Genomic DNA, 13,407 nt, shown 5'->3' with positions numbered 1-13,407 from the left:
CCTCCTAATCAGAATTGTTTTAATGCAACCAAGACGAGTTGTCGTTACAGGTTTAGGCGCTCTTACACCGCTCGGCAATACTGTGGCCGATTTCTGGCACGGATTGACGAACGGTGTATCCGGCGCGGATTATATCAAGCAATTTGATGCTTCCAAGTTCAAAACCCGTTTTGCTTGCGAACTGAAAAATTTTGATCCTGCTAACTACCTGGACAAAAAAGAGGCCCGTAAAATGGACCCCTTTACACAAACGGCTGTAATTGCCGCAGATCAGGCGATACTAGACGCCAATATCAATAAAGACAAGATCAATGCTGATCGTGTTGGAGTGATATGGGGTACTGGTGTTGGAGGTATGATCAATTTCAGTCACGAGCTGAGAGATTTCCATACAGGGGATGGTACGCCCCGCTTCAGTCCTTTTCTAATTCCAAGGCTTATTCTTGATATCGCTGCCGGCTATATTTCTATCCGTCACGGTTTCAGGGGGCCTAACTTTTCCGTTGTATCAGCCTGCGCATCTGCTACCAATGCTATCATTGAGGCGATGTACAGTATCCGCTACGGCAAAACCGATATGGTGGTTACCGGCGGATCGGAAAATGTGATCAACGAGCCTTGTGTTGGTGGCTTCAACGCCATGAAGGCCCTGTCAGAAAGGAATGAAGATCCCAAAACTGCTTCCAGACCCTTTGATCTTGACCGCGATGGTTTTGTGATGGGCGAAGGAGCTGGCGCACTGATACTGGAGTCGTTAGAACACGCACAGGAAAGAGGCGCCAGGATATATGCAGAGTTAGCCGGCGGCGGCGCTACCGCAGACGCATATCACATCACAGCCCCACATCCGGAAGGACTGGGCGCTTTAAATGTAATGCGGAATGCTTTGGCAGATGCCGGAATGCAGGCCAACGAAATCGATTACATCAACGTTCACGGTACTTCCACTCCGTTGGGAGATATTGCCGAAGTAAAAGCCATTCAGCGCGTTTTTGAAGAGCATGCCTATCAAATGAACATCAGCTCTACAAAATCCATGACAGGGCACTTACTCGGGGCTGCCGGCGCCGTTGAATCCATAGCCGTAATTATGTCTATCCTCGATGGCATAGTTCCTCCTACGATCAACCACTTCACTGACGACCCGCAGTTAGACCCGAAGCTGAATTTTACTTTTAATATCGCACAAAGGAGAGAAGTAAACGCTGCATTGTCCAACACCTTCGGGTTTGGCGGACATAATGCTTCCGTGATTTTCAAAAAATTTGTTCCTTGATCTTGATTGTGTGAGTTTACTGCCAGGTTTTTTATATCGACTTGTTTCCAAAAAAAGGCACTTATATAAAGAGCTGCACAACCTGCTGGGCTTCCCGCCTGGTAACTTTGCCCTTTATGAAGTGGCCCTGAGCCATCGTTCCAGTAAAGAAAAATTCCTGGAAAGCAACGAAAGGCTGGAATACCTCGGTGACGCTATTCTCGGCGCCATTGTGGGTGACTATCTCTTTAAAAAATATCCCTATAAAACAGAAGGATATTTAACCGAGATGCGCTCCAAGATCGTTAACCGGCAACAACTGAACGACATCGCCATCAAAATGGGCTTACGAAAGCTCACCATCTACGACAAATACAACAGCTTCCTCAAAATAAGCCAGATATTCGGCAACACCCTCGAAGCCCTCGTAGGCGCTGTATACCTCGACCGCGGCTATAATAAAACCCAACAGTTTGTGCATAAACGCATTATCATGCCTTATATAGACATGGAACTGCTGGAAACCGTGGAAATGAACCACAAGAACAAATTATACGGCTGGGCCAATAAAAATGGCAAAACACTGGAATTCGAACTCCTCGAAGAACAGATGGACAACGGCCGGCGCATCTTCACCGTAGGGGCTGTAGTAGACGGCGAACTCATTTGCAGCGGCAAAGCCTTCAATAAAAAAGATGCCAGCCAGATCGCCGCACAACAAGCCATTATACAACTCGGGTTAACCGACTAACTGTTTTTGGTAAGATGTGCTCCGCCCATCATCAGCTATTTACTTACCGGATGCCTTAATATCGTTTTCAGCTTTTCCGGCGCCGTTTTCCTGAAGTCCGACAGGTAAATTTCATGATGCCGCCCATTCATGCGCAACCCCTGCTGAAGCATGAAGTCCTCCATCTTTTTCAATGATACCGGCTCTTCACTATAAGGACCAATATGCATCAGCTGAACACTCAGCCCCTCTTCTATATGCTTTAAATCCACCTGCCTGATAAAAACAGACTTCTTCTTTTTCTCTGCAGCAAGCACTGCTTCGGAAAACTGCTGGCGGGTAATGTCATCCGGCATCCTGATGGCCAGTTCGTAGTGCCATTGATCGCGGGGGACCTGCAGCGGATCCGCGGTATTAACGTTTACCCACCAGAAACCTTCCAGCTTGCTCACGGTAAAGTCGCGGCCCTTTTGCTTGCTGCTGAACTTAATACCATAGGCCACTGCATACAACGCTGCCGTTACTTCACTAAACATGGGACCATTGGGATCCCCTTTGCCTGTGATAGTTACAAACAGTCCCTTTTCTATGGTAACCAGTTCAGGTACTAATGCGGCAGTATAGTACTGTTTGAATTCCTTTGTTAAATCCAGTTTACTCATATTTTTAAATGTTAATTGTATATCAAATGCAAAGGCGATGAGCAGCAGCCATCCCATGATGATATAAGCTTTCATTGTTTTAAGAGTTAAAATCCCCTGGGGAGTACCAGGGGATGTTTAGGCCGGCTAGCGCACACCAATCTATATGTTGGTGATATTCTGCGCCGGTTGTTCAAAATTATACCGGAGGTATTGTTCCCGCGTGTAGCCGGTTACCTCCATACCCAGTATACCGATACCGGTAAATAGCTGCCCGTAGGTAGTGATGAGCTGTTCCCAGGGGCCTTTGTGCTGCATGCTTACGCAGTTGAAGGCGGGCAGTGTTTCGCATTGCCACGGCGCGGTAACTGTTTGCACAGCCGTTACCGGCAGGCCGATATCCAGGGTGAATACGGTATCTGGTTTTCCGTCGAAGTTGCGGTAGTGCCATTCGGGGGCGCCGCATATTTCCATTCCGGCGTTGATGGCCTCCTGGTACACGTCTTTAATAGCGGTGCGTACGAGCGACAGCATACCGGCATAGTTAGTTTCGTAGCGTTGATAGAAGAAATGAAAGGGCGCCGCAGACAACATCTCCGGAAGAACAGCCGAATGATCAAAGAAGCCAAACCAAAACTTCAGGGGTTCTATCTCCAGTAAATTAAAATGCTGATAGATGGCTTTGGCAAAGGCTGTCATTGCAGTACCGCTGGCAGTTATGATCTGCTTATCAGCTACTGCGGGTTCATCCAGGTATTTTCCGGCGCCTTTATAAGCAGGGGCCTGTTGCTTTAGCACTTCAGGGTGATTGCTGGTATGGGCAATGTTGTCCAGGAAGCCGTGCTGCCCCAGCAGCACAGTGGCGCCGCAGATAGCCGCGACTGTTTTTTGCTGTGCCAGCAGTTGTTCAACAAGTGGAATGATTGCGGCATTGGAATCATTTTCCATGGCCGCACCTCCAGGAAGTATCAGCAGGTCGATATCCGCTTTCAATGCCTCATCAAGACTTGCACGGGGTTGTATCTTTAGCTGCCCGCCGGAAGTAACGGGTTCGCCGGTAACGGAAAAGGTAACGATATTGGTATCTGTGAAGCTTCCCAGGCCATACATGGCCAGCGCGGGTTCCCAGTCGGAGTAGCCATCGAACAGGAATACATAGCAATTGCTGAGCTTATTCATATTTGTATTGTTTTTGATCACAATACAAAAGAACAGCCGGGGAGTGACAACCTTATGTCAGCAGCATTTCCGGATTTATAAATAATGTCCGTGAAGTTCTGTTACAAGATCTCCGATAGCGGTTTTAAGCTCCTGGGGCTGCAGCACTTCCACCCGGTTGCCAAACATAATCAACCACCTGGCGAAATGGCCCAGGGAGGCCTGGAGGAATGTAAGCTCTGTTTTATCGCCCACCACTTTTTCGTCCATAAGACCATAATAATACTTCTGTTCCCTTACATACCGCAACATATCGTTGTCCAGCGCTATTTTAACGAGATAGGTATTTTCGCTATTCCGGCTGCGCTGTTGTTCCAGGTAATCCTGCAAAGAAAGGTGCTTGTTTTTCTTATAAGTGGCCGGCAGCACGGTTAATTTGCGGATACGGTCTACCCGGAAGTCGCGGTAGCCCTGCCGGAGCTTGCAGAAGGCGATCAGGTGCCAGTTGGCGCTGCTATGAAAAATACCTATTGGTTCTACTTCCCTGCGGGTGGCCACTTCTTCCTGGAAGGAAAAGTACTCCATACTGATCACCTGGTTCATGCCCAGGGCTTGCTGAATATCGGAAAGGAACCGGTTGGGGAACTCCGCCGCATCTGTTACAACAGGGCGGTACCTCAATACGGCGATGTTTTCATCCAATGATTCGAGGTAGTCCTTCTCTGTTCCACGGAGTACGGAACGGATCTTTTCCATAGCAAGACTGAACTGTTTCCGGTTACTGTGGTCACTGAATTGTTCCATCAGTTTTTCCCCGGTCAGGAGTGCGGCCGCCTCTTCTTTGGAAAACATCACAGGGGGCAGATGATAGCCTTCCACGATATAATAGCCGGTACCCGCTTCTGCACCAATGGGCACGCCGGCTTCCTGCAGGGCTTTTACATCCCTGTACACCGTTCTTAAGCTAATGTTAAAGCGGTCGGAAATCTCCGCGGCCTTTACTATTTTTTTACCCTGTAGTTGTATGAGAATGGCGGTAAGCCGGTCGATACGATTCATGGAAGTGATCAATTCTGGGTACTAATTTCGGCTTCCCGGAATTATTTTCAGAAATTTTTTTAAACCGGTTAAACTTTTATCAAAGCAGGCCGTCTTAAATACATCTCTCCTGATAAAAGATAGGATACCGGGAAAATGATAACTGGCGACTTTCGGGAGATCATCAACACAATGCTACAGTACAGAATATAGGTTAAATGGTAAGTCCCTGCAATTTCTTGCGGGGACCTGTTTTTTTAGCCAATAGCTAATATCTAATAGCTCATCTCGTTCAGCTTCACTTTACCCCGGAATGTCCAGAATAAGAAAGTAGTATATCCAATTACCATCGGGGTGCCTATGGCTGCAATGAGCAGCATAATTTTCAACGACTTAACTGAAGACGCCGCTGCATAAATGCTGATACTATAAGCAGGATCAGTAGTAGATATCACAATGTTGGGATACAGCCCTACCGCGAAGAGAATGAGCAAACAGGCAGTGATAATAGAAGAATAGAGGAAGGCCGTATAATACCTGCGCGCATCCACATTTCTTTTGATATTCAGCAGGATCAGTACCGCCAGCATGGGCAGCAGGAACAGCTGCGGATGCGATTTAAACTGGAACGTCATGTGCGGCACATAAATAAGGGTAGCCATTGACGTTAGAATAAAGCAAAGAATGAAGAACTTGCTGCAGTTGTTCACTATCACCGTAAGCCTGGTGTACAGCCTGTTTTCCGTTTTCATTACCAGGTAAATAGAACCATGCAGCATGAACAGCGATAAGGTGGTAAAAGCAATCAATATCGCATAAGGATTAAAAAAGGTGAGCAGCGTACCGGTAAATTCATGTTCCTTATTAATCGGGAGACCGTGAATGAGGTTGCCCAGTACCAATCCCAGCAGCAGCGTAATACCGGTGCTGGACACTGTATAACTGATATCCCACATTTTGCGCCACCATAGCCAGGTTTCCTTACTTCTGAATTCTATTGAAATAGCCCGGAAGATGAGAGCTACGAGGAATAACATAAAGGGAATGTAGAAGGTAGACAGTACCACGCCGTATACCAGCGGGAAACCGGCAAACAAAGCCCCGCCGGCAATTACCAGCCATACCTCATTTCCATCCCATACCGGTCCTATCGCATTCAGCACCAGGCGCCGGCTTTCTTCTTTTTTAAAAAACAGGTGCAAGGCACCAGCACCCAGGTCGAAGCCATCCAGCACACCATAACCAGTGATCAATCCGCCAATCACTAAAAACCACCAGGTGGGAAGATCCAGTCCGAGAATTGTTTCCATGAGTTATAATTTAGTGGGATGGTAAGTTATATTATCGTGATAATAGCCGTCGTATTCAATTTCAGCATTCTCTGAAACATCTGGTCCGTGCTGTATTTTCCGGGTCAGTAAATAGATGAACAGCGTAAACAGCAACATATATACCAGTGTAAATAATATCAGCGAGAACATTACCTGGTCTGCGGTTACTTTACGCGACAGTGCATCAGATGTGCGCAGCAGTTTGTACACCACCCAGGGCTGGCGTCCTACTTCGGCGGCATACCAGCCTACCTGGTTGGCTATTTGCGGCAGCAGTACCGCCCATGCAAATATGATCATCAGCCAGCGCTGGTTAAACAGTTTCTTTCTCCATAAAAAGAAAACGGCCAGCAGCGTAAGTCCTATGAGTATCATGCCGATCGTAATCATCAAATGGTACATCTGGAATACAAAGTTCACTGCGCTGGGTCTGTCCGCTTTGGGCGTGGCTCTAAGGCCTTCTACGGGAGCGGAGAAGCTGCCATGCGTAAGGAAAGAAAGGCCTCCCGGAATTTTTATGCCGGTAGTTTTTTCATTTTTATTATCTACCCAACCCACAATATACATGGGCGCTACTGCAGAACTATCGTAGTGCCCTTCCATAGCAGCCAGTTTAGCGGGTTGATACTTGCTTACATAGTGAGCGGAACGGTGACCGGTGAAAAGCTGCATCAGCGCCGCAATTACAGCTACGCCCAGGCCCACTTTAAACATAGCCTGTGCATGTTTGGTAAAGCGGTTTTTAAGTACATACCAGGCGGCAACGCTCATCACCAGGAAAGAGCCGGCGAGAAAGGAACCAATGATCACATGTGAGAACCTGTCGACCGAAGAAGGGTTAAACACCATTTCCCAGAAATCCGTAACTACTGCACGCGCCTGCAGATCATGCCCTTCTATGCGGTAACCTGTTGGCGTTTGCTGCCAGGAATTGGCAATAACGATCCACAATGCAGAAAAGATAGAGCCCAGCGCCACCATACACGTAGAAAAGAAATGTACGCCTTTGTGAACGCGGTTCCAGCCAAACAATAATACACCCAGGAAGGCAGATTCCATCGCAAACGCAAAGATACCTTCCGCTGCCAGCGCACTTCCGAAAATATCGCCTACGTAATGTGAATAAGTAGCCCAGTTTGTACCGAATTCAAATTCCATTACAATGCCCGTGGCTACACCGATCCCGAAGATCAATGCGAATATTTTGATCCAATATCGTGTAATGTCCTTGTAAAGCGCCAAACCGGTTCTGAGGTACAGGCCCTCCATGATCACGAGGCACAGTCCCAGCCCTATACTCAACGGAGGATAGATGTAATGGAAGGCAATGGTAAAGGCAAACTGTATTCTGGATAGTATTTCTACTGAAGGCATAATGTTCAATTATTGATGCAAAGGTAGCAGGTGAAGATATCCATGAAACTGATGTTTGTCATGTATTGATAAAAATATAATGTTATCATCACCTTAACAAGGAAATAACCCGGTTTTCGACTTGTTTTTACTATCTTGAAACAATAATTTTAGTGTAATGGTTTACTTGGTATAACGTCCTGCCGATGTGCAGGACGTTTATATATTCGCCACTTTACTTCATTTCTATTACTACTTTCCCGAAATAATTACCGCTGCCCATATATCTGAATGCCTCCTGCGCCTCGCTTACAGGGAATATGCTGTCTATTACCGGATGGATATCATTTACTTCTATTGCAGCAGCCAGCTCCTGGAAACTTTTCAGACTGCCTACAGAATAGCCCTGCAGCCGTATATAGCTTCCTACAACTGTAAACAGGTCTACCGGCAGCTGTGCGCCTTCAATGAAGCCTACCAGGCCCACAAAGCCATTGAAGCCTACCGACTTAACAGAATTAACGATGGTGGCGGCGCCGGCAATATCCAACGTAGCGTGCACGCCTTCCCCACCGGTGATACGTTTTACTTCTTCATGCCAGTTGGGATATTTTTTATAATCGATTACTTCGTGGGCGCCCAGCTCCTGCAATTTCTTCAGTTTATCCGGGTGACTGCTGGTGGCAATCACCTTTGCGCCTGCTGCCAGTGCGATTTGCATGGCAAAAAGAGACACGCCGCCAGTGCCTTGCGTAAGTACGGTTTGCCCTGCTTTGATACCGGCGTAGCCCATCAGGCCTGTCCATGCGGTAACGCCGGCAACAGGCAATGTAGCGGCTTCCACGCTGGTTAAATTGGCAGGAGTGCGTACCAGTGCATATTCAGGGATGACTGCATATTCCGCCAGCAGGCCGGGCGTGCTTACGCCTGTTCTGATATGATTGGTGCCGGCGGTGGCCTGGCCATGCTGCCAGAGCTGGTTGTAATGAATGGCCACCCGATCGCCAGGTTGCCATTTGGTGACGTTATTACCGATAGCGGCTACCACCCCGGCGCCATCGGAGGTAGGAATGCGGGGCAGCGGCAATTCCTTGCTGTAAGTGCCGGTAGCGAGGGCTACATCGAGGTAATTGAGTGCTGCGGCTTCTATTTTTACCAGTACTTCACCGGGGCCGGCTATGGGAGTGGGTATTTCTTTGAGCTGTAAACTCTCCAGTCCGAATGCTACTTGTTGTATTGCTTTCATAAGAACTATTTTTTTTCTTTCACAAAATTGCTCCCTAACTTCATATAAGACAAGTATGCACCATTTGGGAATGTAGGTACAAGATGGATACTATTGCTGATAATCAACGCTAAAAAAATGAAGAAATCCGGAAAAAATATTCATGCTGACACGATTTGCGCGGTTGATTACGCTTTCCAACGGATTGGCGGGAAGCATAAAGGACGTGTTATTTACCACCTGAGAAACGGGGTGAAAAGATATGGAGAACTACGCCGGATCATGACCGGTATAACCCCTAAAATGCTCACACAAGTGCTGCGTGAACTGGAGGACGATGACCTTGTTACCCGCCATGTATACCTGGAGGTGCCGCCCCGAGTGGAATACCAGCTAACAGATACGGGCAGGGAACTACTACCCTTCATCACCCTGCTGAGTGAATGGGGCCGCAAACAAATGGGACGGGAGCCGCAATGTCAGCCAGCACCCACTCTGGCGGCAATGTCCTAAGCGAAGGTTGTCTTTCTCAGGATTACGCTGATTTTACTGATTTTACTTTTTGGATTTTTTTAAGATTTTTAGATTTAATAATTAAGGGAGATAAAAGCGAATATGTCCGCTTATATCTCCCTTAATCCTTTATAAAATCCAAAAAGTAAAAATCCAGTTAATCAGTATAATCAGCGTAATCCTGAGAAAGACAACCTTCGCTTAGGACATTGCCGCCATTGATTCGAACTCTTTCTTCCTGTCGCGGTATTCTTCCATAGTGAAGTTGTATACCACGGAGTCGCGTTTGTTTTTATTTGCTACAAAGTGACACGCATGGATATATGGTTCTGCGATATTCAGTTTGTCCAGCGGCGTTACTACCAGTAGCTGCAGGTTCAGTTGTCCGCAATATTCCATGAGGTAGTGACTCTTTTCAGGATCCAGTTTGCTGAAGGCTTCATCCACTGTGATGAAGCGCAGGCTGCGGTGTTGACGGTTGGCTTCATTGATACCAAACTGGTAGGCAATGGCTGCTCCCAGGATGGTGTAGGTGAACTGCGCTTTTTCGCCACCGGAAAGACTGGCCGTATCCTCATAATATTTGAATGCCTTGTTGTCGGCCACATAGAATTCTTTTGCGCCGAAGTCGAGCCAGTTGCGCACATCCGTTACTTTGCGGCGCCATGCTTCGTTTTGTTGTAACTCGGTAATGAGCAGTTTGATATTTTCAAACAGCTGATCGCCATAGGCTTCATCTTTTTCAAGTTGATATTTATACGAATCCGGTACTGCGTTGCTGAGTTTTTCCTTGAAGTTCCGGATCTCCACATCGCGTACATGGCGGCATTCCAGCTGGAGATAGGTATCCGGATTTTTATTGAAGGTGATGTTGCGTAAAGGTTCGTTCAGGTCTTCCATTACTTCGCGTATCAGGTCTTCCTGTCCGTATATCCATGCCCGGTAGTTGGTGATGGCATTGAGCATGCTGGTGTCCATGTATTTACGGAAGCGTTCTTTATGTTCAATGAGCCGCTGGAATTTAATCCGCTCATAGAGCGAGGTAAATTCGTCGAGGTATTTCACATGCGGCTGCAGATCCGTAACATCACCGAGCCAGTCGGGGAAGGTATCGTGGATGGATTTTGGCGGCATCACAAATGCTGCCAGCTGCCGGGTGATTTCGGCTTCTTTTTCCGCGGTCAGACGCATCGCGTCGTGCATGGTTGCCTTCATGTTATCATCTGCCCGTTTCCGGTAAGATGCCAGCTCAAGGGTTGTTTCCGCCGGTTCGGTCAGCGACAGGTCTGTAAGGTATTCCAGCACGTATTGCAGGGAAACGTCGTCCAGTTTATTGACCTTCAGTTGATTGAAGTGGCGCAGTTTCTCCGCGGCTTTATCGTCCAGGCGGCCTTTTTCCTGGAGGGTGCCTTCTTTCTCTTTTTCCTTGCCTTGTATTTGCCCGGTAATATCGTCCAGCTGATCACAGATCACCTGGTATTTATCGCTGGTTTTGAGCAGCGTTGCTTTTTCGCGTGCAAATGATTCAATGACGCCGGCATGGATCTGCCAGTTGATTTCACTGTAGTTACGCAGCGACAGCAATGCGTTCAGCAGTGCATTGATATTAGCAATGGCTTTCCTGCTGTCTTCCAGCTGCGAAATGCTATGCTGCAGGGTTTCAATATTCTTATTGCATTCGTCCTGTTCTTCTTTTAACAGGCGCAATTTGTTTTTATTGTTCCATCCCAGTACATAATTATTTTTCTGGGAACGGTTAGGGCGGTCATCTTTTTCATGGCGTGTAGCCTGCCGCGTTAGTCCGTTGGAAGTTACTGCTTTCCGGCAACGGTTGAATACGGTCATGTCGTCGGTACAGGTATAATCGAACTGATCGAGCAGCTGGTTCTGTAGCCATTCCTTGAAGATGGTGCCGGGTTTGATATCTATTTTTTGCAGCAGGCTTTCTTTTTCAGAAGGCATCCGCAACATGGTATAACTCTCCTCTTCTACTTTGTGGTATACGAGGCGGGTTTGCAGGTTATTGGAATTGATGTAGCGGTTGATGTCCAGGATATATTCTTCCGGTACCAGGAGGCGCAGACCGAAGTTGTGCAATACCTTTTCGATGGCGTTTTCCCAATGGATCTCTGCATCTTTTACTTTGATCAGTTCACCGGCAAAGGGCAGGTCATCTTCCTGGATATCCAGCATATTTGCCAGCTGCTGACGGATGCGGATCAGTTCATAAGGAATATTATTTTTCCGGTGCAGGAAGGAATCTATTTCTTCTTCCAGCTTTGATACCTGTGTCCTTTCTGCGGCGAGGCTGCTTTTGTGATGAAAAATTTCTTCCTGTAATGTTTCCAGTTGTTTATCGTGCGCTGTTTTCATCTGTTCAGCGCCTGCAATATTTTCGTGGAACTGTTGTTCATCCGGATTGGGTGCGAGCTCCAGCCGGTCTGTGAGCATATTGTATTCTTCCATCTTATTACGTTTGGCCTCCATGGCTTTTTGTTCATAATGGATGGATTTTTCGATAGAGCGCAGTTGTTCATCTACGCTGTTATTGGCTTTCTGGGCTATCAGCTCGTCTTTGCGGAGGTGCAGCGACTGGAGTTGCTCATTGATATTGGTAAGACTGCGGGTAGTTGCCTGTTGTTCTTTCTGTAAAGATTCCAGTTCTCTTTCCAGGATGTCTTTTTCCTGTTTATTAAACCAGGAGGGCAGGATATCCTGGAGCATTTGCAACTCCCGGTTCCTGTCTTGTAATTGCTGCCAGGCCGCGCGGTTTTCGATGATAGGTTCCAGCAGTTTCAGCTGGGTTTCATCTTTCTGAATGGCGCGGTGACTGGTGAGTAAACTATCATAGTTTTCGCGCAGTTTCAGGAATTCGTTTTCGCTGTCTGTTTCTTCCAGCATCTGTCCGCGGATAAACGTGTTCAGATCGCCGAGTACTTTGATACCAACGGTTTGGTTAAAGAGAGACAGGGCTTTTTCGCTTCGCAGTCCGAAGATGTTGCTGAACAGGGCTGCGTATTCTTTAAAGCTGTCGGTGATTTCTGTTTTGGGAAATTCGAGGCGCAGTCTTTTTTTCCAGTCGCCTTTCACATCAAACTTCCCGGCACCGAAGTGGTCGTTGATATTAAGTTTATGTGGCGAAACGATGTATTGCCGTTTCATTTCCCCGGAGTACCATCTAACCTGCGCCAGTGTGATCTGGTGCATGGTAGCGGCGTTGTAGAAGTAGGCCAGCAGTACCGAATAAGGGTTGTTTTCCTTATGACGGAGCTGGTCCGTTTTTGACTGCTGCGATTCTTCGGAGAAGGTTTTACCGTAATAGCCCCAGAAATAGGATTCTTCCCCACGGTCGCGGCGTTGTTCTGTTCCGGACGACTGGTTATAGAATCTTTTACCGGCGGGCACCAGCAGTGTTAAGAGCGCATCGATCAGGGTAGTTTTACCGCTACCGTTTGCGCCGGTGAGCAGGGAGGTATTCCCGTTGGTATTGACGCGATATATTTTATTGTGGAAGGTTCCCCAGTTGTATATTTCAAAATATTGCAACCGGAATCCACTTTCTTTTGAATCACTATTGAACAGGGTGGACATGCAGGTTTAATTTTGATTTTATTTCTTCCAGTTTCTCGTTATTTACCAGTGCTTTGATGATTCTTTTTACCTCGTATTGATGCAGTTCCTTGTTGGCAGCGTCCTCCCGGGTCATTTTCAGCACGCCTACATTTAAGAGGCTGTTGATGGGTTTATTGAGATCTTTCAGTAGTTTGGATTTGTTGTGTCGTTCTTTAAAGAAGAGTGCGAGTCTTTCTTTGATTTCTTTTTGTGTCATAAAAAGACGGGTGCCATTGCCTTGGATATCAAATTCATCGAGGGCTTCGCGGAGCACAATGCACAGCAGCGTGGCTTCGTAGGTAAGCCGTGATTTGCGCATGAGGCGAGGCAGTGGTTTTTCGTTGGTTTCATCTGCTTCCGGTTGCACGATACGTGCAAATCCGTCGGCTTCGTTTACCACCAGTTGGAGACCGGTTTGCTGCAGGTATTTGCTGAGCTCTGTTTGCCATCCAAGCAGGTCTTTCCAGTAAGATTTATCTTCTTCGTATACAGGTCCCTGCATGAGTTTTAGAAACACGTGTGCAAAGGGAGATATATTTTTCTCGGCCATG

Annotated in this window: 11 protein-coding genes; 3 read left to right on the top strand and 8 right to left on the bottom strand. The window is 47.2% G+C overall.

Annotated features, from left to right (window positions below):
• Positions 1-22: 22 nt before the first annotated feature.
• Together fabF and rnc are read left to right on the top strand one after the other, a co-directional pair.
• A complete protein-coding gene (gene fabF, locus AB6805_RS20055) occupies positions 23-1,276 on the top strand; it encodes a beta-ketoacyl-ACP synthase II (RefSeq protein WP_370911221.1) in 1,254 nt (417 codons plus the stop codon).
• Between the two features lie 10 nt (positions 1,277-1,286).
• A complete protein-coding gene (gene rnc / locus AB6805_RS20050; protein ID WP_079469778.1) occupies positions 1,287-2,006 on the top strand; it encodes a ribonuclease III in 720 nt (239 codons plus the stop codon).
• Positions 2,007-2,041: 35 nt separating this feature from the next.
• On the opposite strand, the gene AB6805_RS20045 is transcribed toward rnc, so the two are convergent.
• The 6 genes from AB6805_RS20045 to AB6805_RS20020 all read right to left on the bottom strand — a co-directional run bounded on the left by AB6805_RS20045 (position 2,042) and on the right by AB6805_RS20020 (position 8,752).
• Complete coding sequence (locus tag AB6805_RS20045; protein WP_370911220.1) at positions 2,042-2,722, bottom strand: GyrI-like domain-containing protein; 681 nt, start codon at positions 2,720-2,722, stop codon at positions 2,042-2,044.
• A gap of 66 nt (positions 2,723-2,788) precedes the next feature.
• Positions 2,789-3,805 (bottom strand): DJ-1/PfpI family protein, encoded by a 1,017-nt coding sequence (locus AB6805_RS20040; RefSeq protein WP_370911219.1) that lies wholly within the window; start codon positions 3,803-3,805, stop codon positions 2,789-2,791.
• 75 nt (positions 3,806-3,880) lie between these two features.
• Positions 3,881-4,843: a helix-turn-helix transcriptional regulator gene (locus tag AB6805_RS20035; protein ID WP_370911218.1), complete on the bottom strand. Its 963-nt coding sequence runs from the start codon at positions 4,841-4,843 to the stop codon at positions 3,881-3,883.
• A 254-nt stretch (positions 4,844-5,097) separates the two neighbouring features.
• On the bottom strand, positions 5,098-6,132 hold the full coding sequence (cydB, locus tag AB6805_RS20030) for a cytochrome d ubiquinol oxidase subunit II (RefSeq protein WP_370911217.1): 1,035 nt from the start codon (positions 6,130-6,132) through the stop codon (positions 5,098-5,100).
• Between the two features lie 3 nt (positions 6,133-6,135).
• A complete protein-coding gene (locus AB6805_RS20025) occupies positions 6,136-7,527 on the bottom strand; it encodes a cytochrome ubiquinol oxidase subunit I (RefSeq protein ID WP_370911216.1) in 1,392 nt (463 codons plus the stop codon).
• 214 nt (positions 7,528-7,741) lie between these two features.
• On the bottom strand, positions 7,742-8,752 hold the full coding sequence (locus tag AB6805_RS20020; protein ID WP_370911215.1) for an NAD(P)-dependent alcohol dehydrogenase: 1,011 nt from the start codon (positions 8,750-8,752) through the stop codon (positions 7,742-7,744).
• A gap of 117 nt (positions 8,753-8,869) precedes the next feature.
• Here AB6805_RS20020 and AB6805_RS20015 point away from each other — a divergent pair, with 117 nt between their 5' ends.
• Positions 8,870-9,244, top strand: coding sequence for a winged helix-turn-helix transcriptional regulator (locus AB6805_RS20015; RefSeq protein WP_370911214.1), 375 nt, complete (start codon positions 8,870-8,872; stop codon positions 9,242-9,244).
• Positions 9,245-9,445: 201 nt separating this feature from the next.
• On the opposite strand, the gene AB6805_RS20010 is transcribed toward AB6805_RS20015, so the two are convergent.
• On the bottom strand, positions 9,446-12,835 hold the full coding sequence (locus AB6805_RS20010) for an ATP-binding protein (RefSeq protein WP_370911213.1): 3,390 nt from the start codon (positions 12,833-12,835) through the stop codon (positions 9,446-9,448).
• Positions 12,816-13,406: a DUF4194 domain-containing protein gene (locus tag AB6805_RS20005; protein ID WP_370911212.1), complete on the bottom strand. Its 591-nt coding sequence runs from the start codon at positions 13,404-13,406 to the stop codon at positions 12,816-12,818. The genes AB6805_RS20010 and AB6805_RS20005 overlap by 20 nt, the downstream gene beginning before the upstream one ends.
• Position 13,407 lies beyond the last annotated feature (1 nt).

The organism is Chitinophaga sp. RCC_12 (genome assembly GCF_041360695.1).
Classification (GTDB): Bacteria; Bacteroidota; Bacteroidia; order Chitinophagales; family Chitinophagaceae; genus Chitinophaga.
This window is presented reverse-complemented; position numbering and strand designations above follow the sequence as displayed.